At 61.1% G+C, this 19,731-nt stretch carries 20 protein-coding genes and 1 pseudogene; 5 read left to right on the top strand and 16 right to left on the bottom strand.

Features of this window, described 5'->3' with window-relative positions; translation table 11 throughout:
• Window positions 1-60: 60 nt before the first annotated feature.
• The 3 genes from AB7933_RS00200 to exbB are packed head-to-tail and all read right to left on the bottom strand — an operon-like array spanning window position 61 to window position 2,198.
• Window positions 61-810, bottom strand: a complete 750-nt coding sequence (locus tag AB7933_RS00200) for a TonB family protein (protein WP_024078109.1) — start codon at window positions 808-810, stop codon at window positions 61-63.
• Window positions 807-1,232: a TonB system transport protein ExbD gene (gene exbD / locus AB7933_RS00195; RefSeq protein ID WP_003195519.1), complete on the bottom strand. Its 426-nt coding sequence runs from the start codon at window positions 1,230-1,232 to the stop codon at window positions 807-809. Before exbD ends, AB7933_RS00200 begins: the two co-directional genes overlap by 4 nt.
• A gap of 6 nt (window positions 1,233-1,238) precedes the next feature.
• A complete protein-coding gene (exbB, locus tag AB7933_RS00190; protein ID WP_024078108.1) occupies window positions 1,239-2,198 on the bottom strand; it encodes a tonB-system energizer ExbB in 960 nt (319 codons plus the stop codon).
• A gap of 188 nt (window positions 2,199-2,386) precedes the next feature.
• Here exbB and AB7933_RS00185 point away from each other — a divergent pair, with 188 nt between their 5' ends.
• Window positions 2,387-3,244 (top strand): SDR family oxidoreductase, encoded by an 858-nt coding sequence (locus tag AB7933_RS00185; protein ID WP_024078107.1) that lies wholly within the window; start codon window positions 2,387-2,389, stop codon window positions 3,242-3,244.
• 260 nt (window positions 3,245-3,504) lie between these two features.
• Here the strand turns inward: AB7933_RS00185 and AB7933_RS00180 are convergent, their stop codons facing one another.
• The 7 genes from AB7933_RS00180 to AB7933_RS00150 all read right to left on the bottom strand — a co-directional run bounded on the left by AB7933_RS00180 (window position 3,505) and on the right by AB7933_RS00150 (window position 9,618).
• On the bottom strand, window positions 3,505-4,245 hold the full coding sequence (locus AB7933_RS00180; protein WP_024078106.1) for a hypothetical protein: 741 nt from the start codon (window positions 4,243-4,245) through the stop codon (window positions 3,505-3,507).
• A gap of 75 nt (window positions 4,246-4,320) precedes the next feature.
• Window positions 4,321-5,064 (bottom strand): hypothetical protein, encoded by a 744-nt coding sequence (locus AB7933_RS00175; RefSeq protein WP_024078105.1) that lies wholly within the window; start codon window positions 5,062-5,064, stop codon window positions 4,321-4,323.
• A gap of 57 nt (window positions 5,065-5,121) precedes the next feature.
• Window positions 5,122-5,502, bottom strand: a complete 381-nt coding sequence (locus tag AB7933_RS00170) for a RidA family protein (RefSeq protein WP_003176922.1) — start codon at window positions 5,500-5,502, stop codon at window positions 5,122-5,124.
• Window positions 5,503-5,526: 24 nt separating this feature from the next.
• A complete protein-coding gene (spoT, locus tag AB7933_RS00165) occupies window positions 5,527-7,632 on the bottom strand; it encodes a bifunctional GTP diphosphokinase/guanosine-3',5'-bis pyrophosphate 3'-pyrophosphohydrolase (protein ID WP_024078104.1) in 2,106 nt (701 codons plus the stop codon).
• Window positions 7,633-7,692: 60 nt separating this feature from the next.
• Window positions 7,693-7,956, bottom strand: coding sequence for a DNA-directed RNA polymerase subunit omega (gene rpoZ, locus AB7933_RS00160; RefSeq protein WP_003176920.1), 264 nt, complete (start codon window positions 7,954-7,956; stop codon window positions 7,693-7,695).
• Window positions 7,957-8,123: 167 nt separating this feature from the next.
• Window positions 8,124-8,744, bottom strand: a complete 621-nt coding sequence (gmk, locus tag AB7933_RS00155; RefSeq protein ID WP_024078103.1) for a guanylate kinase — start codon at window positions 8,742-8,744, stop codon at window positions 8,124-8,126.
• Window positions 8,745-8,754: 10 nt separating this feature from the next.
• Window positions 8,755-9,618: a YicC/YloC family endoribonuclease gene (locus AB7933_RS00150; RefSeq protein WP_024078102.1), complete on the bottom strand. Its 864-nt coding sequence runs from the start codon at window positions 9,616-9,618 to the stop codon at window positions 8,755-8,757.
• 228 nt (window positions 9,619-9,846) lie between these two features.
• On the opposite strand from AB7933_RS00150, the gene rph reads away from it, so the two are divergent.
• Complete coding sequence (gene rph / locus AB7933_RS00145) at window positions 9,847-10,569, top strand: ribonuclease PH (RefSeq protein ID WP_024078101.1); 723 nt, start codon at window positions 9,847-9,849, stop codon at window positions 10,567-10,569.
• A 22-nt stretch (window positions 10,570-10,591) separates the two neighbouring features.
• Window positions 10,592-10,960: a DUF4870 domain-containing protein gene (locus AB7933_RS00140; RefSeq protein WP_024078100.1), complete on the top strand. Its 369-nt coding sequence runs from the start codon at window positions 10,592-10,594 to the stop codon at window positions 10,958-10,960.
• Window positions 10,961-11,018: 58 nt separating this feature from the next.
• Here AB7933_RS00140 and AB7933_RS00135 read toward each other — a convergent pair whose 3' ends face one another.
• On the bottom strand, window positions 11,019-11,798 hold the full coding sequence (locus AB7933_RS00135; RefSeq protein WP_003176915.1) for an exodeoxyribonuclease III: 780 nt from the start codon (window positions 11,796-11,798) through the stop codon (window positions 11,019-11,021).
• Between the two features lie 82 nt (window positions 11,799-11,880).
• Here AB7933_RS00135 and pyrE point away from each other — a divergent pair, with 82 nt between their 5' ends.
• The gene (gene pyrE / locus AB7933_RS00130) at window positions 11,881-12,528 is read left to right on the top strand and encodes an orotate phosphoribosyltransferase (protein WP_024078099.1); all 648 of its coding nucleotides are present in this window, start codon (window positions 11,881-11,883) and stop codon (window positions 12,526-12,528) included.
• Between the two features lie 149 nt (window positions 12,529-12,677).
• On the opposite strand, the gene argB is transcribed toward pyrE, so the two are convergent.
• The 4 genes and pseudogenes from argB to coaBC form a co-directional block, all read right to left on the bottom strand.
• Window positions 12,678-13,583, bottom strand: coding sequence for an acetylglutamate kinase (gene argB / locus AB7933_RS00125; RefSeq protein ID WP_024078097.1), 906 nt, complete (start codon window positions 13,581-13,583; stop codon window positions 12,678-12,680).
• A gap of 21 nt (window positions 13,584-13,604) precedes the next feature.
• Window positions 13,605-15,026 (bottom strand): annotated as a pseudogene (locus AB7933_RS00120) (phosphomannomutase/phosphoglucomutase); the annotation flags it as partial.
• A gap of 240 nt (window positions 15,027-15,266) precedes the next feature.
• The gene (gene dut, locus AB7933_RS00115) at window positions 15,267-15,722 is read right to left on the bottom strand and encodes a dUTP diphosphatase (protein ID WP_041161320.1); all 456 of its coding nucleotides are present in this window, start codon (window positions 15,720-15,722) and stop codon (window positions 15,267-15,269) included.
• Window positions 15,723-15,727: 5 nt separating this feature from the next.
• Window positions 15,728-16,936, bottom strand: coding sequence for a bifunctional phosphopantothenoylcysteine decarboxylase/phosphopantothenate--cysteine ligase CoaBC (gene coaBC / locus AB7933_RS00110; RefSeq protein ID WP_024078094.1), 1,209 nt, complete (start codon window positions 16,934-16,936; stop codon window positions 15,728-15,730).
• Window positions 16,937-17,079: 143 nt separating this feature from the next.
• Here coaBC and radC point away from each other — a divergent pair, with 143 nt between their 5' ends.
• Entirely contained in the window at window positions 17,080-17,754 is a 675-nt protein-coding gene (gene radC / locus AB7933_RS00105) for a RadC family protein (protein ID WP_024078093.1), read from the top strand.
• Between the two features lie 29 nt (window positions 17,755-17,783).
• Here the strand turns inward: radC and AB7933_RS00100 are convergent, their stop codons facing one another.
• The gene (locus tag AB7933_RS00100; RefSeq protein WP_024078092.1) at window positions 17,784-19,376 is read right to left on the bottom strand and encodes an ABC transporter substrate-binding protein; all 1,593 of its coding nucleotides are present in this window, start codon (window positions 19,374-19,376) and stop codon (window positions 17,784-17,786) included.
• Window positions 19,377-19,731 lie beyond the last annotated feature (355 nt).

Here is a 19,731-nt window from a genome sequence, read left to right as displayed (position 1 = left end):
CAGCAATGCGGGGGGGAGGGAGCAGCAGCCGTGGGCACCCTAGAGTGCCCACGGTGAGGATTACCGGCGACGTTTTTCGATGTTGTAAACGAACGGCGCAACGATCTCGATGCTGCCGCCTTTCAACATGTCGGCCGGTGGCTTGGGCAGTGGTTGGGCACGACGGATCATGTCCAGGGTCGCACGGTCCAGGTCGGCGTTGCCGGAGCGGCCCACCAGCTCATAGGACAGCACGTTGCCCTCGGCATCCACCACGAAGCGCAAGCGGTTCAGGCCTTCCTTGCCTCGGGCCTGGGCGCCCGGCGGGTACTTCTTGTACTTCTGCAAGTGCGCCAGCAGGGTGCCTTCCCAGGACGCCTTGGCGGCCACCTGTTGCGGCGATGGGCCAGGGACCGGCTGGGCCGATTTTTCCGCCGGAGCGTTGGTCTGTGGCGATTCGCTCGGTGGGTCCTCGGAAGGTTTTTCCTTGGGTGGCTCGGGCTTCTTCTCCACCGGCTTGGGCGGCTGGGGTTTGGGCTTGGGCTTGACCGGCTTGGGCACCTGGATCGTCGGCTTGGGCGCCTCGGCCAGTTTTGGCAGCGGCAACTCTTCCACCGGGGCAGGCGGTTGCGGCGGCGTCACCACTTTCGGCGGCGCTGGCGGTGGTGGCGCTGGCGCGGGTGCCAGGTCAATGACCATGGCTGCCGGTGGCAGCAGGACCGGGCGCGGTGCCGACCAGTGGAGTGCAATGGCAATCGCGATGGCGTGCACGCCCAGCACGACGGCGAGGCTGGTGCCATAACGCGTCAGTTTGTGGCGCGTCGTGATCATTTCTTGGCTGCCGTCTCAAGTCCGACCAGGCCCACCTTCAGATAGCCGGCCGCCCGCAGGGCATCCATCACGCTCATCAGGTCGCCGTAGTCCACGCCTTTATCAGCCTGGAAGAAGATCGTCGTGTCCTTTTTGCCTTGGGTCTTGGCATCGAGCACTGGCCCCAGGGTTTCGGCTTTGACTTCTTCTTCGCCCAGGAACAGGCGCTGGTCCGCCTTGACGCTGAGGAAGATCGGCTTCTCCGGCCGCGGCGCCGGCTTGGCGCTGGAGGCGGGCAGGTCGACCTTGATGTCCACGGTGGCCAGGGGTGCCGCCACCATGAAGATGATCAGCAACACCAGCATCACGTCGATGAATGGCGTGACGTTGATTTCGTGGTTCTCGACGAGTTCGTCGTCGCCTTGATTCAAATGCAGGCCCATGGCCGATTACCCCACTTTCACCATGTGCGGTTGCGAGCTGCGCTCGGTAGGCAGGTGGTCGAGGTCGCGGCTCACCAGCAGCAGGACTTCTGCCGACGCGTCCGATACCTGGGCCTTGTAGCCGGCAATCGAACGGGCGAAGACGTTGTAGATCACCACCGCAGGAATCGCGGCAACCAGGCCCAGGGCTGTAGCCAGCAGGGCCTCGGCGATGCCGGGGGCAACGACGGCAAGGTTGGTGGTCTGGGTTTTGGCGATGCCGATGAAGCTGTTCATGATGCCCCACACGGTACCGAACAGGCCGACGAACGGCGCAGTGGAACCGATGGTAGCCAGCACGCCGGTGCCGCTGCTCATGTTACGACCGCAGGCTGCGACCAAACGCTCCAGGCGGAAAGCTACGCGCTCTTTGATACCTTCTTTTTCGCGGGTGTTGGCCGACAGGCGCATTTCTTCCAGCGCGTCGTGCACCAGGGTATTGGCCAGGGTGCCCTTTTGGGTCGCGCTTTCACTGGCTTCCTTGAGGGTGGTGGCTTTTTTCAGGTGGACGATCTCGGTGCGCAGACGACGCTTGGCGCCCAGCAGCTCGAAGCCCTTGGCGATCCAGATGGTCCAGGTAATGATTGAGGCAATGGCCAGGCCGATCATCACGGCTTTCACCACCACGTCAGCATTCTGGTACATGCCCCATGGGGACAGGTCGTGGGCCATGCCCAGGGTGTTGTCTTCTTCCAGTACTACGCCGGACTCGTCGGCAGCGGCTGGCACTGCCGGATCGGTCGCGGCAGGTGCAGCCGCAGGGGCGGCGTTCTGTTCGGCGGCAGGCGGGGTGGCCGGCGCCGTGGCATCAGCGAATGCGGCGGTCGGTGCCAGCAGTACGCTGAACAGCAACGCAGCAATCGCACGCCAGGCGCGGGATGGGCTGTGAGGCTTGGTTGGCGAAGCGGGGTTTGTATGACGTGTCATGCTGGCCGGACCTGAGAGAAAAAATGAGTGATCGTCCTTCCAGACCGAGCGAGGTCGAGGACAAATGGGCGGTTATTATTGCAAGTAATTCTTGTTAACAAAAGTAATACAGTAACTTTATTTGCCCTTTTTCTGGCCGCCGGTCTACGGAGACGGCTAATCTAGACCTTTCAGTTCGGAGTTTTGTGATGTCTGCGCCTTCTGTTGTGATTGCCGGATGTGGCGATGTGGGGAGTCGGCTGGCCAGCCAACTGCTCGCCTCGGAATGGGAGGTTCATGGCCTGCGGCGTGATATTTCGCGCCTGCCCGATGGCGTGATTGGCATTGCCGGTGACCTGTTCAACAAGGATTGCCCTGACACCTGGCCAATCGGCGGGGTGGATTACCTGGTGTATTGCGCCGCCGCGACGGATCACGACGAGGCCGGTTATCGCGCCGCTTATGTGCAAGGGTTGCAGCACGTACTGGAGTGGCTGAAGGATTACGGCCAGGAGCCCAAGCATCTGTTGTTTGTATCCAGCAGCAGTGTGTATGGGCAGCAGAATGGCGAGTGGGTCGATGAAACCTCCGAGACCCAGGCGAAAGGCTATTCCGGGCAGGTGATGCTGGAAGCTGAGCAAGTGGCGCTGAACAGTGGTATCCCGGCGAGCGTCGTGCGGTTGACGGGGATCTATGGCCCGGGCCGTGAATGGCTGCTGACCCAGGTGCGCCAGGGTTATCGCGTGGCGATCGATCCGCCTTTATATGGCAACCGGATTCATGTCGATGACGCGGCGGGCCTGCTGGCCTTTTTGCTGCGGCATGTGGAGCAGGGCGGCTCGTTGGAGAAGATTTACATCGGTGTTGACGATGCGCCGGCGCCATTGGCGGAGGTGGTCGGTTGGTTGCGCGACTATTTGGGCGTGACCGAATGGGCCGACGACGCCAGTGTGCGCCGCGCGGGCAGCAAGCAATGCAGTAATGCGCGGGCCAAGGCGCTGGGCTGGGCGCCGGTCTATCCGACCTATCGCGAGGGGTATGCGGCGATTCTGGAAGGTCAGCGCTGACAGACGAGCCCAAGGGCGAATGCCAGTCAGTTAAGAAGTAACCTGTGGCGAGCGGGCTTGCCCCGCGTTGGGCTGCGCAGCAGCCCCAATAAGAGCGCTGCAGTGTGCCAGGCAGCTCCGGGGCTGTTTTTTGGGGCCGCTTCGCAGCCCAACGCGGGGCAAGCCCGCTCGCCACAACAAGCCCACAACAAGCCCGTTTGCCACAGTTGCGGTGTTCCTCCTTACTGGCTGGCATTACCCGAACAAGGGCTCTTTTTTCGTCACTGTTGTTCCAGCAGCCATTGGCGTGGGCCTGGAGCGAGTTGGGGAATTTCGTCCGGTTGGGCATGATTGATCGCGTTCAAAATTTCCATCCGCTTGCCGTGACGGACAAAAATCCATACGTCTGCGACATCGCCCTTGCCGAGAGAGAGCGTGTCATTGCCAGCGCCTTGAGTGGCGCAATCGCCGCCCAGACAGAGCTCGTACCGGTCATTTTGTGCCAGCCCGGACAGGCTGCCATCAGCATTGAACACCACGCTGTTGCCGACGCCTTGGCCTTCAATGATTTTCCACTTCCCGCCCATGTAGGCTGAATTCAGTGCCTGTCTGAACGTTGTACCCCACCTTGCACCCTCGGGGGCTGGCTGGGCCGGGCGCCGGAACACTTGGCCGGCAAAAAATGCTTTGGCCTTCTGGATAAGCTGGTTGCCATCCCAGTGCAGTTCGTCGGTGCCATGGCCGTCATAGTCGACAACCCATACGCCTGGTGCCTTTGACCGCAGCTGACCTTCGCCGGCTTCGAATGCATTGCTGAATAACGCTTTGCCGCCACGGGCGTCGATGTTCCATTCCAGATTCAGGCCATTGGCGTCCAGTACTTTGAGTAATGGACGGCCTTGGGCGGCGGTATCAATAGCGGCCTGGTTGATCCACAGTCCGCTGATGTCGGCAGATTGCGGCGTGTGCGAGCAACCGGCCAGCAGGAACGGGCTGAGGCTGAGCGCGAGTAACTTGTGCATGAGGCCATCCGCTTATGCGTGAAAACAATGGCGCAGGCTAAAGAAAAAGGAGCCGGTAGGCTCCTTTGTTGTGTATCACGGTTTCTCGAGCAACCACTGCCGTGGCCCCGGTGTAAACGAGGGCACTTCATCCGTCTGTGCGGTGTTGACGGCCTGGAAGATTTCCAGTTGTTTGCCCTTGCGCACGAAGATCCAGGGGTTGCCCTGGCCGTTGAGTTGCAGCCAGATGCTGTCATAGCCGCCGCTCATGGAGGCGCAATCGCCCGCCAGGCACAGTGAGTAGCGATCGACGCCAGGCAGGCCGGCGACCTTGCCGTCAGCCTGGAACTGTACCGTGGCGCCGTTTCCGAAGCCGTCGGTGATCTTCCAGTCGCCACCCATATAGGCCGCGTACAGCGCCCGTTCGAAGTTGGCGCCCAGTGGCGCGCCTTCCGGTGCGGGGTCTTTGGCGCGGGCGAACAGCTGTTCGGGCTCGTTGTCGTTGGCCGTTTGCAGCAGTTGTTTGTTTTTGCGCTTGAGTTCGGTGGCGGTGCTGCCGTAGAAGTCCACGCTCCAGGCGCCGGATTGCTCGCCGAGCAACTTGCCTTCGGCAACTTCAAAACCGTTGTAGTAGCGCGCTTGCGAAGCCTTGGTGTTGACCTCCCATTCGAGGTTCGGACCATAGCTTTGCAATGCTTCACGCAAAGGGCCGCCCTTGGCTGCCGCATCGATGGCGACCTGGTTGATCCAGGTGCCGCTCACATCCAGGTCGGCGGGATTGCTGGCACAGCCGCCGAGCAACAGGGCGAGCAACGAGGAGGCTACAAGCGCTTTGCGCATCATGAAATCCTTCTGAAACGAAGTCGGCGCAGCCTGGTTGAGGCTGCGCCGGGTGTTTTACTCGATGACCAGGATCGCGTCCATCTCAACCTGCGCGCCTTTTGGCAGCGCTGCGACGCCAATGGCGGCGCGAGCAGGGTAGGGCTGTTCGAAGTACTTGCCCATGATCTCGTTGACCTTGGCGAAGTGGCTCAGGTCGGTGAGGAAGATGTTCAGCTTGACGATGTCCTTGAACGAACCGCCCGCGGCTTCTGCGACGGACTTGAGGTTTTCGAAGACCTGTACGGTCTGGGCTTCGAAGCCTTCAACCAGTTCCATGGTCTTTGGGTCCAGCGGGATTTGGCCGGACATGTAGACGGTGTTGCCCGCCTTGATCGCCTGGGAGTAAGTGCCGATGGCGGCCGGGGCTTTATCGCTGGTGATAACAGTCTTGGTCATGAATGACTCCTTGTAAGAGGTGGGCTATGCACGCATGCGGGTGATGCGGATCACGCCGGTCAAGGCGCGCAGTTTCTTGATCACGCGGGCCAGGTGTACGCGGTCGTGCACGCTGACCACCAGTTGGACCACGCTGATGCGGCCATCGCGTTCGTCCATGCTGATTTTCTCGATATTGCCGTCGGCCGCATTGACGCTGCTGGCCAGCAGGGCGATCAGGCCACGCTGGTGCTCAAGCTCCACGCGAAGCTCGACGTTGAACTCGCCGGTGACATCCTTGGCCCAGGAGAGCTGGATGCATTTTTCCGGGTTGTGGCGGATTTCGCTGATGTTGCGGCAGTTGTCCAGGTGCACGACCATGCCTTTGCCCGCCGACAGGTGGCCGACAATCGGGTCGCCCGGGATCGGTGTGCAACACTTGGCATAACTGAGCACCAGGCCCTCGGTGCCGCGAATCGCCAGCGGACCCTCCGGGCTCGGCAACTGTTCGCCTTCGCCGAGCAGGCGGCGGGCTACTACGTAGGCCATGCGGTTGCCCAGGCCGATATCTTCCAGCAGGTCTTCGATGGTTTCCTGGCGGTACTCGTGGAGCATCGCTTGAACACGCTCACCCGGGATCTTGTCCAGGGCGCTGTCGAAACCATTGAGCACCTTGTTCAGCAGGCGTTCGCCCAGGCTGATGGACTCGGAGCGGCGCTGCAGTTTCAGCGCATGGCGAATATGGGTGCGCGCCTTGCCAGTGACCACGAAGTTGAGCCACGCGGGGTTTGGCCGTGCGCCCGGCGCGCTGACGATTTCCACGGTGGAGCCGCTTTGCAGCGGTTCCGACAGCGGGGCCAGGCGACGGTTGATGCGGCAGGCGATGCAGCTGTTGCCGACGTCGGTGTGCACCGCGTAGGCGAAGTCGACGGCCGTGGAGCCTTTGGGCAGCTCCATGATCCGGCCCTTGGGCGTGAACACATAGACCTCGTCCGGGAACAGGTCGATCTTCACGCTTTCAATGAATTCCAGGGAGTTGCCGGCACGTTGCTGCATTTCCAGCACGCCTTTTACCCACTGGCGCGCGCGGGCATGGGTGCCTTTTGGCTGCTCGTCGCCACTGGACTTGTACAGCCAATGGGCGGCGATGCCGTTGTTGGCCATTTCTTCCATTTCCCGGGTGCGGATCTGGATCTCGATCGGCACCCCGTGCATACCAAACAGCGTGGTATGCAGCGACTGATAGCCGTTGGCCTTGGGAATCGCGATGTAGTCCTTGAAGCGGCCCGGCAGGGGCTTGTACAAATTATGTACAGCGCCCAGCACGCGGTAGCAGGTATCGACCTTGTCCACGATGATGCGGAACGCGTACACGTCCATGATCTCGTTGAACGCCCGGCGCTTGCCGCGCATCTTCTTGTAGATGCCGTAGATGTGTTTCTGCCTGCCGCTGACCTCGCCCTCGATCTCGTCGATCGCCAGGCAATGGCTCAGGGATTCTTCGATCTTGTTGACGATTTCCTTGCGGTTGCCCCGGGCACGCTTGACCGCCTGGTAGATGCGCGCCGAACGCATCGGGTGCATGGCCTTGAAGCCGAGGTCTTCGAATTCGATGCGAATGGCGTGCATGCCCAGCCGGTTGGCGATGGGCGCGTAGATTTCCAGGGTTTCCTTGGCGATGCGCCGGCGTTTTTCGCCGGACAGCACTTCCAGCGTGCGCATGTTGTGCAGCCGGTCGGCCAGCTTGACCAGGATCACCCGGATATCCCGGGCCATGGCCATGGCCATCTTCTGGAAGTTTTCCGCCTGGGCTTCGGCTTTGGTCTCGAAGTTCATCTGGGTCAGTTTGCTGACCCCATCGACCAGTTCGGCCACGGTTTCGCCAAATTGCGCACTGAGCGCTTCCTTGGCAATACCGGTGTCTTCGATCACGTCATGCAGCATGGCGGCCATCAGGCTCTGATGGTCCATGTGCATGTCGGCAAGAATATTTGCCACCGCAAGAGGATGGGTGACATACGCCTCGCCACTCCGGCGGCGTTGGCCGTCGTGGGCTTGTTCGGCGTAGAAATACGCTCGGCGGACCAGGTTGACCTGGTCGGGGCCGAGGTAGGCCGATAAGCGATCGGCGAGGGCGTCTATGCTCGGCAAAGTGTGAACTCCTGCCGTTGGCTGTGACCCCGCGCCGTGCTACGTCGACCAGGCATAGGCTTAGACGGCCTCGTTGGACTCGTCCTCGAACGCTGCAAACAGCGGTTCGTCTTCAACGATCTCAGCGTTGGCGATGAACTCGTAGCTCATCAGGCCTTCAGCGATTTCACGCAGGGCTACAACGGTAGGCTTGTCGTTTTCCCACTGGACCAGGGGCTCTTTGCCGCCAGTGGCCAGTTGACGGGCACGCTTGGTAGAGAGCATGACCAGCTCAAAGCGGTTATCCACGTGTTCTAGGCAGTCTTCAACGGTTACGCGGGCCATGGTATTCCTCGGAGCGAATGCAAGATGCGCGCTGCCCGGCTGGGCGAGCGGACTAAACAGTTTAAAAAATCACCAGCGTTTAGGGAAGCGCTGATTTTTCGCAGGCCCTCGCAAAACCGCTACAAGTGCCAATGTAAGGCCCCTGCAGCAGTTTTGGGAAGAGCCAATCAACCGAGCAGTTCGGCCAGTAATTTGCCGAAACGCTGCTGTTGGCGTTTTTGCTGGAGCTGATTGGCACGGAAAATCGCCTTCAAGTCGTCCAGCGCGTGAGCAAAATCGTCGTTGATGATCAGGTAGTCATAGTCGACGTAGTGGCTCATTTCGCTGACGGCTTCCCGCATGCGGCCTTCGATGATCGCGTCGCTGTCCTGGCCACGGTTGGTCAAGCGCTGGTGCAACGCTTCCAAAGATGGCGGCAGGATGAAGATCGAGCGCGCCTTGGGCATCAGTTGGCGCACTTGCTCGGCGCCCTGCCAGTCGATTTCCAGGATCAGGTCGTGGCCTTCGTCCAGGGTTTGCTGCAGGTGGCTTTGCGAGGTGCCGTAGAGGTTGCCGAACACTTCGGCGCGCTCGAGGAAGTCGCCATGCTCGATCATCTTGACGAACTCGGTGCGCTCGACGAAGTGATAGTGCACGCCGTTCACCTCACCCGGGCGCATGGCGCGGGTGGTGTGCGAGACCGAGATGCGGATCTGATCGTTGGTGTCGGTCAGAGCCTTGACCAGGCTGCTCTTGCCTGCGCCCGAAGGGGCGGAAATGATGTAAAGGGTGCCGGTGCTATGGGTCATGGAGGTTGCCTTACTCAATATTCTGTACTTGTTCGCGCATCTGCTCGATCAACACTTTGAGGTTGACCGCAGCGGTGGTACTGCGCGGATCGAAAGCCTTGGAGCCCAGTGTATTGGCTTCGCGGTTGAGTTCCTGCATCAGGAAGTCCAGGCGCCGACCGGCGGCACCGCCTGACTTGAGCACGCGGCGCACTTCGAGGATGTGGGTGCTGAGGCGGTCGAGTTCTTCGGCGACGTCACTTTTTTGCGCCAGCAGGACCATTTCCTGCTCCAGGCGCACCGGGTCAAGGTCGGCTTTCATGTCGGCGAAGCGATCGAGGACCTTCTGGCGCTGGGTCGCCAGCATTTGTGGCACCAGCTCGCGCAGGGTGACCACATCCTCCTCGATCGAGGTCAGGCGCTCGTTGATCAGGCGGGCCAGTTCGGCGCCTTCGCGCTCGCGGCCGGCCTTGAGCTCCTTCAAGCCCTGGGTGAACAGGGCGAGGGCTTCGGCGTTGAGGGCTTGCGGGTCGACGGCATCGGCCACCAGCACGCCGGGCCAGGCCAGCACTTCCAGGGGGTTCAGCGCCGCGGGCTGCTGGATCAGGCTGGCGATAGTCTCGGCGGCCGCGACCAGTTGCGCGGCGCGGTCGCGGTCGACCTGCAGTGGCTTGCCGGTGGTTTCCTCGGTAAAGCGCAGGGTGCATTCCAGCTTGCCGCGAGAGATGCCTTGGCGCAGGGCTTCACGTACGGCGCCTTCGAGGTCGCGGAACGATTCCGGCAGGCGCAGGTGCGGTTCCAGGTAGCGGCTGTTGACCGAGCGCAGTTCCCAGCTCAGGGTGCCTTGGGCGCCGGCTTTTTCGACGCGGGCGAAGGCGGTCATGCTGTGCACCATGGAGGTACCTCGCGTTGCAGTCCCGCGAAAGCGGGCTGATGGATAAATTGGAGCCGACTGGCTGCGAAGGCGCAGGAGTGTAGCGCAGTGGTGCGATAGGCCCCAAACGCGGGTGCTGACATCGCATCACAAGCCGAGCATTCGTAACCAGATTTTAAGAAGTGCCCCGAATCGGCTCGCGGCTCTATAATGCTCGGCAGTTTTTCGTCCTTCGTACAGGTATCCCCTATGAAACGTCCAAGTGGTCGCGTTGCCGATCAGCTCCGCTCGATCCGCATCACCCGCAACTACACCAAACACGCCGAGGGATCCGTACTGGTCGAGTTTGGCGATACCAAGGTGATCTGCACCGTCAGTGTCGAAAACGGCGTGCCACGTTTCCTCAAGGGCCAGGGCCAGGGTTGGTTGACCGCCGAATACGGCATGCTGCCGCGCGCCACCGGCGAGCGTAACCAGCGTGAGGCCAGTCGTGGCAAGCAAGGCGGTCGTACCCTGGAGATCCAGCGCCTGATCGGTCGCTCCCTGCGTGCAGCGTTGGACATGTCCAAGCTGGGCGACGTGACCCTGTACGTCGATTGCGACGTGATCCAGGCCGACGGCGGTACTCGTACTGCGTCCATCACCGGCGCCATGGTCGCTCTGGTCGATGCGCTGAAAGTGATCAAGAAGCGTGGCGGCCTGAAAGGCGGCGATCCGCTCAAGCAGATGATCGCTGCCGTATCGGTGGGCATGTACCAGGGCGAGCCTGTGCTGGACCTGGACTACCTGGAAGACTCGGCCGCCGAGACCGACCTGAACGTGGTCATGACCAGCACCGGTGGTTTTATCGAAGTGCAGGGCACCGCTGAAGGCGCGCCATTCCAGCCGGCCGACCTGAATGCGATGCTGGCCCTGGCCCAGAAGGGCATGACTGAGATTTTCGAACTGCAGAACGCCGCACTGGCTGACTGAACACGCTTCAAGGAGAAGTGCCATGAGTGACAGCCAGTTGCCGGTTCCGGCACCGTCCAAGGAAGTTCGCCAGTGGGCGATGCTGTGTCACTTCGCGGCGTTCCTGGGGTTGGTATTCCCCTTCGGCAGTCTCTTGGGGCCGCTGATCCTGTGGCAGATCAAGAAAGACATGGACCCGCTTATCGATGATCAGGGCAAGGAAGCGCTGAATTTCCAGATCACCGTGGCGATCGCCTGGCTGGTGTGCATGGTGCTGGGGTTCGTGGTGATCGGCTTTGTGCTGATGTTGATCCTGGTGGTTGCGGCGCTGGTGCTGACAATTATTGGCGGGATCAAGGCCAACAATGGCACGGCTTACCGTTACCCGTGGACCTGGCGCCTGATCAAATAATGAGCGCCCACAAAAAAACCGACAGCGATGTCGGTTTTTTTGTGCCTGGAAAAAGACCTCAAATGGTCAGTGTCCAGTCGTAGTCCACGATCAGTGGCGCGTGCTGCGAGAAGCGTGGCTGGCGCGGCAGGCGTGCGCTGCGTACGAACCGACGCAGGCCTGGGGTCAGCAACTGGTAGTCGAAGCGCCAGCCCAGGTTGAGCATCTCAGCCTGTTCATTGTCTGGCCACCAGCTGTACTGGTCGCCTTCGCGGCTGACTTCGCGCAGGGCATCCACATAGCCCATGTTGCCGACAATCTCGTCCATCCAGGCCCGTTCCGGCGCCAGGAAGCCAGGGGATTGCTGGCTGTCGCGCCAGTTCTTGATATCCAGCTTTTGTTGCGCCACGTACAACGAGCCACAATAAATGTACTCGCGACGTTTGCGTCGCTGTTTATCCAGGTAACGGGCGAAATCGTCCATTAGCTTGAACTTCTGGTTCAAGTCTTCATCGCCGTTCTGCCCTGATGGAAGCAGCAAGGTCGCGATGCTGACCTTGTCGAAATCGGCTTGCAGGTAGCGCCCGTAGCGGTCGGCTGTCTCGAAGCCGAGGCCGCTGATGACCGCCTTGGGTTGCAACCGCGAGTACAAAGCCACGCCACCTTGGGCGGGTACTTCGGCATCGCAGGCATAAAGGAAGTAGCCATCCAGTTGGAAGGCTGGGTCGTCCAGTTCAAAGGCGGAGGCGCGGGTGTCCTGCAGGCAGATGACGTCGGCATTCTGGGCTTGCAGCCAACTGAGCAAACCACGCTCGACTGCAGCCTGAATACCATTAACGTTCACACTGATGATCCGCATAAATGGCCCCAAAAATCGCGTGCGTGTATGATACACGCCGTCTACCTAATTAGCTAAATCCGTGGTATCTGAGGCTTTTTTCATGCAGGCGTATCAACGCGATTTCATTCGTTTTGCCATCGATCGCGGGGTTTTGCGCTTCGGTGAGTTCACCCTCAAGTCCGGGCGCACCAGCCCGTACTTCTTCAATGCAGGCTTGTTCAACTCGGGTTCGGCCCTGGCCCAACTGGGTCGTTTCTACGCGGCAGCCATTGTTGAAAGCGGTATTTCCTTCGATGTCTTGTTTGGTCCGGCCTACAAGGGCATTCCCCTGGCCGCCGCGACTGCCGTGGCGTTGGCTGAGCATCACGGGCGGGATCTGCCGTGGTGCTTCAACCGCAAGGAAGCCAAGGCCCATGGCGAAGGCGGCAGCCTGGTGGGTGCGCCGCTGACTGGCGATGTGCTGATTATCGACGATGTGATCACCGCCGGTACCGCCATCCGTGAAGTGATGCAGATCATCGCCTCCCAGGACGGCGCCAAGGCTGCCGGTGTGTTGATCGCACTGAACCGCCAGGAGCGTGGCAACGGTGAATTGTCGGCGATCCAGGAAGTGGAGCGCGATTTCGGCATCCCGGTGGTGAGTATCGTGTCGTTGAACCAGGTGTTGCAGTTCCTGGAAGACGATCCGCAGCTCAAGCAGCACTTGCCGGCAGTGCGCGCGTACCGCGAGCAGTTCGGCGTCCAGTAATCGCCGCACAACAAAAAGCCCCACCCCCTGTAGGAGCGAGCTTGCTCGCGAAGAACGCCAACGATGACGCGTTTATTCTGGATGAACGCGGCGCCTTTACGTTTTTCGCGAGCAAGCTCGCTCCTACGGAGGGTGGGGCTTTTTAGTGTTTAAGGACGCTTGCGGTTGCTGATCAGCGTACCTACACCGGTGTCGGTGAAGATTTCCAGCAGGATCGCATTCGGCACCCGGCCGTCCAGGATCAGCGAACTGCCCACGCCGCCCTGCACCGCTTCCAGCGCGCAACGGATCTTCGGCAGCATGCCGCCGTAGATCGTGCCGTCGGCGATCAGCGCGTCCACCTGTTGGGTGGTCAGGCCGGTCAGCACCTTGCCTTCCTTGTCCATCAGGCCAGCAATATTGGTCAGCAGCATCAGCTTTTCAGCCTTCAGTGCTTCAGCCACCTTGCCCGCCACCAGGTCGGCGTTGATGTTGTAGGACTCGCCGTTGGTGCCCACGCCAATTGGCGCGATCACCGGGATGAAGTCGCCCTTGACCAGCAGGTTCAGCAGATCGGTGTTGATGCCGATCACTTCGCCTACCTGGCCAATGTCGATGATTTCCGGCTGGGTCATCTCCGGCGTCTGACGGGTAACGGTCAGTTTTTTCGCGCGGATCAGCTCCGCGTCTTTGCCGGTCAGGCCGATGGCGCTGCCGCCGTGGCGGTTGATCAGGTTGACAATGTCCTTGTTCACTTGGCCGCCGAGGACCATTTCCACCACGTCCATGGTCTGTGCGTCAGTCACGCGCATGCCATCGATGAAGTGACTCTCGATCGACAAGCGCTTGAGCAGGTCGCCGATCTGCGGGCCGCCACCGTGGACTACCACCGGGTTGATCCCTACGGCTTTCATCAACACGATGTCGCGGGCAAAGCCGGTTTTCAGCTCGTCGCTTTCCATGGCATTGCCGCCGTACTTGATCACCAGCGTCTTGCCGACGTAGCGTCGAATGTAGGGCAGCGCTTCGGACAGGACCTTGGCGGTGTTGGCAGCGGCTTCGCGTTCGAGGGTCATTCAGGGCTCCGGTACAAAAAATCAGAACGGTAATTGGAGATCAGGGGCAACACGTTTCAACTGGGCGTGGAACACGTCCTTGATGCGCTGCAACTCAGCCTCGGTATCCGCCTCGAAACGCAGCACCAGCACCGGTGTGGTGTTGGACGCGCGAACCAGGCCCCAGCCTTTGGCGTAATCGACTCGCACACCATCAATGGAGGTCAGGTTGGCGCCTTCACCCCATTGCGCATCGTGCAATGCGTCAATGATGCTGAATTTGCTCTCTTCGGTCACATGGATATTGATCTCTGGCGTAGAAATATCATTCGGGAAGGTCTCAAACAGCCCTTGCGCGGTGGATTTTTCCTTGCTGAGGATCTCCAGCAGACGGGCAGCGCTGTAAATACCGTCGTCAAAGCCGAACCAGCGTTCCTTGAAGAATACGTGGCCGCTCATTTCGCCGGCCAACAGGGCGCCGGTTTCCTTCATTTTCTTTTTGATCAACGAGTGACCGGTCTTCCACATTAGCGGACGACCGCCGTATTCCTTGATCAGCGGGGTCAGGCGGCGGGTGCATTTGACGTCGAAAATGATCTCGGCACCGGGGTTGCGCGCCACGACGTCACGGGCAAACAGCATCAGCAGGCGGTCCGGGAATACGATCTCACCGGTTTCGGTTACTACGCCCACGCGATCCCCATCGCCATCGAAGGCCAGGCCCACATCGGCGCCGGTTTCCTTGACCTTGGCAATCAGGTCCACCAGGTTTTCAGGCTTGCCTGGGTCCGGGTGGTGGTTGGGGAAGTGGCCGTCGACCTCGCAGAATAGCGGGATCACTTCGCAGTTCAGGGCTTCGAGCAGTTGCGGGGCGATCACGCCGGCCGCGCCGTTGCCGCAGTCCACCACCACTTTGAGGCGGCGCGCGAGTTTGACGTCGCGGGTGATTTCGTCGGAGTAGCGCTGAAGAATGTCGACCTTGGTGATGCTGCCGGGGCCGCTGGTCAGGTCGTTGGTCTTCAGGCGTGTGTGCAGGGCCTGGATCTGTTCGTTGGCCAGGGTGTCACCAGCGATGACGATCTTGAAACCGTTGTAGTCCGACGGGTTGTGGCTGCCGGTGAGCATCACGCCGGATTTGCCGGCCAGTACGTTGGCCGCGTAGTACAGCGCCGGGGTAGGCACCAGGCCGACGTCGCTGACGTGGCAGCCACTGTCTGCCAGGCCCTGGATCAGTTGTTCCACCAGCTCCGGGCCGGACAGGCGGCCGTCACGGCCTACCGATACGTTGGGTTCGTCCTGGGCCAGGCTTTGGGCGCCGATGGCGCGGCCAATCCAGTAGGCAGTTTCGGCGGTCAGGGTCTTGGGTACTACGCCACGGATGTCATAGGCGCGAAAGATGCTGTCGGGAAAGGTCGGGGCTACTCGGGCTGCGTTACTCATCGCGGGGGGAAACTCCATCTGAAGGGGGCAAGGCTGGCCATAATGTGGCTGACCGGCAGGCTCAAACTGAAGGGTATGACGGTGTTTTCGGCAGAGAGTTCGTGGTGCAAAAGTGCCACCTGAGCGGGAGCTCGATGGTTTATCTTTCGTAATGCATTGATTCCCCTGGGGAAATCTCGCTGATTAGATTCGCGCATTCTTCATCCTGAAAGGCCATGCGGTGGCGTCTGGCCGGACGAACGTACCCGGCCAGGTTCAGCTGGGTCAGTGACTGCCGGAGTGCCCAAAGCCACCTGCGCCACGTTGGGTTTCGTCGAATTCCTGTACCAGCTCGAAGTGCGCCTGCACCACCGGCACCAGCACCAGCTGCGCAATGCGCTCGCCGACCGCGATATTGAACGCGGTCTGGCCACGATTCCAGCACGACACCATCAACTCACCCTGGTAGTCCGAGTCGATCAGGCCGACCAGGTTGCCCAACACGATGCCATGTTTGTGACCCAGGCCGGAGCGCGGCAGGATCAGTGCGGCCAGGCCAGGGTCGCCGACATAGATCGACAGGCCGGTAGGAATCAACAGGGTCTGGCCTGGCTCGAGGACAGTGTCTTCCTTGAGCATGGCGCGCAGGTCCAGGCCGGCGGAGCCCGGGGTGGCGTAGGCCGGCAGTGGGAATTCGCTGCCGATGCGAGGGTCGAGAATCTTGGCTTGCAAAGCGTGCATGGACATTAAACCTGGTTCAGCCGTTGGGCGATAAAAGAGATCAGTTGGCGGGCAATCTTGCCTTTGCTGGTCTGGGCGAAAAGGGTGGCGTGCAGCTCGCGGTCGATCACGCTGCAGGCGTTTTCCTCGCTGTTGAAGCCGATGCTTGGGTTGGCGACATCATTGGCGACGATCAGGTCGAGGTTTTTATCTTTCAATTTGCGTGCGGCGTAGTCCAGCAGGTGCTCGGTCTCGGCGGCGAAACCGACACTGAATGGGCGATCCGCACGGGTGGCGATGGTGGCCAGGATGTCCGGGTTGCGCACCATTTGCAGGAGCAGGCCGTCGCCGCTTGTAGGGTCCTTCTTGAGCTTTTGCGGGGCGACTACTTCCGGTCGGTAGTCCGCAACTGCTGCCGAGGCGATAAACAGGTCGCAGGGAATCGCCGCTTCACAGGCTGCCAGCATGTCCCGGGCGCTGACTACGTCGATTCTGGTGACTCTGTCGGGCGTTGGCAAATGCACCGGACCGGTGATCAAGGTGACGCGCGCGCCTGCCTCAACCGCGGCTTCGGCCAGGGCAAAGCCCATTTTTCCTGAGCTATGGTTGGTGATGTAGCGCACCGGGTCGATGTTTTCCTGGGTCGGGCCGGCGGTGATCAGCACGTGCTTGCCGGTCAGGGCCAGGTGCTGGAAGCATTCGGCGGCGCACAGCGCCAGGTCGGTGGCTTCGAGCATGCGGCCCATGCCCACGTCGCCGCAGGCCTGGCTGCCGGAGGCCGGGCCGAACACCTTGAGGCCACGGCTTTGCAGGAGTTGGGTATTGGCCTGGGTGGCCGGGTCGCGCCACATGGCCTGGTTCATGGCCGGGGCGATGGCGACGGTGGCGTCGGTCGCCAGTACCAGGGTGGTGAGCAGGTCATCGGCGATGCCCTGGGCCAGGCGGGCGATCAGGTCGGCGGTGGCCGGGGCGATCAGTACCAGGTCGGCCCATTTGGCCAGCTCGATATGGCCCATGGCGGCTTCGGCTGCCGGGTCCAGCAGGTCCAGGTGAACCGGGTGGCCGGACAAGGCCTGCATGGTCAGTGGGGTGATGAACTCACTGCCACCGCGGGTCATGACCACGCGCACTTCGGCGCCCTGGTCAAGGAGCCTGCGAACCAGCTCTGCGCTCTTGTAGGCGGCAATGCCGCCGCCGACGCCGAGAACGATGCGTTTCCGATACAGACGCTGCATTGGTTTGCCTTTCCAGTTCAGTGAAGCCAGTTCAGTGACGCCTGCGATGCCCCCTCCCCAGGTGAAATCGCACGCAAAAAAGAGGGCCTACGATAACACAGCGCCTGCCAGGCAACAGCGGCGCACGTATACAGGAAAGAGGGATGAGTATTCGCGATTGGCCCGTAGCGGAACGTCCGCGGGAGAAACTTCTGGAATGGGGCGCGGCGAGTCTGTCCGATGCCGAGTTGTTGGCCATCTTCCTGCGCACCGGGGTTTCCGGGCGAAGTGCGGTGGACCTCGCACGCCACCTGTTGGTGCAATTCGGTGGCCTGCGCCCGCTGCTGGAGGCCAGCCAGGCGCTGTTCAGCCAGCAACTGGGGCTGGGGCCGGCGAAGTTTGCCCAGTTGCAGGCGGTGCTGGAAATGTCCCGGCGCCACTTGGCCGAGCGGTTGCGGAGTGACTCCGTATTGGAAAGCCCGGTGGCCGTGCGTGATTACCTCAAGGCGTTGCTGCGCCATGAGCCCCACGAGACGTTCGGTTGCCTGTTTCTCGATTCAAAACATCGTGTACTGGGTTTCGAGGCGTTGTTCCAGGGCACCATCGACGCCGCCATGGTTTATCCCCGGCAGGTGATCAAGCGCGCCCTGGCGTACAACGCGGCGGCGCTGATCCTGTGTCACAACCATCCTTCGGGGAATGTGGAGCCCAGCGCCGCTGATCGAAAATTGACCAAGGTGCTGCAAAAGGCCCTGGAAGTGGTGGATGTGCGAGTGCTGGATCACATCATCGTGGGGGATGGGGATCCGTTGTCGATGGCGGAATACGGATGGATGTAGCCCCCGCCCACTGGGTGGGGGCTATTGGGTCAGGGCTTGACGCTGACTTTCGAGAAGTCCTGCCGCCCGAACGGGCTCACCTGGTAGCCCTCGACGGTTTTGCGCGCCAAGGCAAACGCCGTCGGGTGCGCCAGGGGCAACCACAAGGCCTGCTGCTGGATCTGCGCCTGGGCCTGTTGGTACAGCTTGCTGCGCACCCCTTGTTCGCTGGTGGTCTTGCCGGCGCTGATCAGCTTGTCCAGGGCAGGGTCGCAGTAGCGGGCGAAGTTGGTGCCGGATTTTACGGCGGCGCAGGAGAACTGCGGGGTGAGGAAGTTATCCGGGTCGCCGTTGTCGCCGGCCCAGCCCATGAACAGCAGGTCGTGCTCACCGGCTTTGGCACGGCGAATCAGTTCGCCCCATTCGATCACGCGGATTTCGGCCTGGATGCCAACCTTGGCCAGGTCCGCTTGCAGCAGTTGCGCACCGAGGTTCGGGTTCGGGTTAAGCAGGCTGCCGGTGGGGCGTGTCCAGATTGTGGTCTTGAAACCGTCCTTGAGCCCGGCACGTTCGAGCAAGGCCTTGGCCTTGGCGAGGTCCTGCGGATAACCGGGCAACTCTTTGGCGTAGCTCCAGGTGTTGGGCGGGAAGGGGCCATCGGCGGCTTCGGCGGTACCTTCGAACACGGCCTTGAGGTAGCTGGCCTTGTCGAATGCCAGGTTGATTGCCTGGCGCACTTCCGGCTTGTCCAGGGGCGGATGCTGGCTATTGATTGCAACGAATGCGGTCATGAATGCGGCGGTTTTTTCCACCTTGAGCGCGGGGTCCTTCTCGGCTTCGCCGACATCCAGCGGTTTGGGGGACAAGGCGATCTGGCATTCATTGCGGTGCAATTTCTGCAGCCGCACGTTTGCGTCTTGCGTAATGGCGAAGATCAAGTTATCCACAGCCGGTTTGCCGGCAAAGTAGTCGGGGTTGGCCTTGTAGCGAACCACGGCATCTTTCTGGAAGCGCGTGAAGATGAACGGCCCGGTGCCGATCGGTTGGCTGTTGAGTTTTTCCGGGGTGCCCGCCTTGAGTAATTTGTCGGCGTATTCGGCCGGGTAGATCGAGGCAAAACCCATGCTCAAGGCCGCCAGGAAGGTGGAGTCGGCGTGGTCCAGGGTGAAGCGCACGGTCAGTGGGTCGAGGGCGTCGATCTTCTTGACCAGGGTCGGCAATTGCAGCGACTGGGCATGGGGGAAGCCGCTCTGGGCGATCTTGTGCCACGGGTTGGCCGGGTCAAGCATGCGCTCGAAGCTGAAGCGCACGTCTTCGGCAGTCAGCGTGCGACTCGGGGTGAAGTACTCGGTGCGATGGAATTTCACGTCCGGGTGCAGCTTGAACGTATAGGCCAGGCCATCCGGCGAAACCTCCCAGCTATCGGCGAGGCTCGGCACCAGCTTGCCACTGGCGGCGTCATAGTCCACCAGACGGTTCATCAGCACGTCGGCCGAGGCGTTGGTGGTCGTCAGCGAATTGTATTGCACCACGTCGAACCCTTCGGGGCTGGCCTCGGTGCAGACGCTCAAACTGGTGGCCGCCAGGGCCTGCGGCACGACAAATAGCGGGGCTAGCAATAGCGGTAGGGCAGCGAGGCGCATATTAGGTTTCCTTTGCAGATCGAAGGCCCATCTGCGAGTGCAGTCTGGAAAAGTCCTACCGTAGTGGTCTGATTCATAAATGACTAGCCCATTTTTGCCTGTGCTTTTGGCTCAAATGCTGTTTTGATGGCGCCTCAGCGCGTTTCGCTGTGCGCCTCACTGCGCGCGCGAGCGCTGTAAGTCATTCTGTGCGACGAGCGGTCGGCTGTTACAGCGGCCCCTCCTGGCAACGGTTCGGGCGTATGTCGCCGAGATTTACGCCGGTAAAAACACACGGGCTGTTGTTGCACTTGGGTCTTTCTGGTATAAAGCAGCGCTCTTTTCTAGGGGCCCGGTTCCTTCGCTTGTAGGTGTA

The sequence above is a fragment of the Pseudomonas gorinensis genome, assembly GCF_042015035.1.
GTDB lineage: Bacteria > Pseudomonadota > Gammaproteobacteria > Pseudomonadales > Pseudomonadaceae > Aquipseudomonas > Aquipseudomonas gorinensis.
The sequence above is the reverse complement of the archived record's forward strand: the minus strand, read 5'-3'. Positions and strand labels throughout refer to the sequence as shown.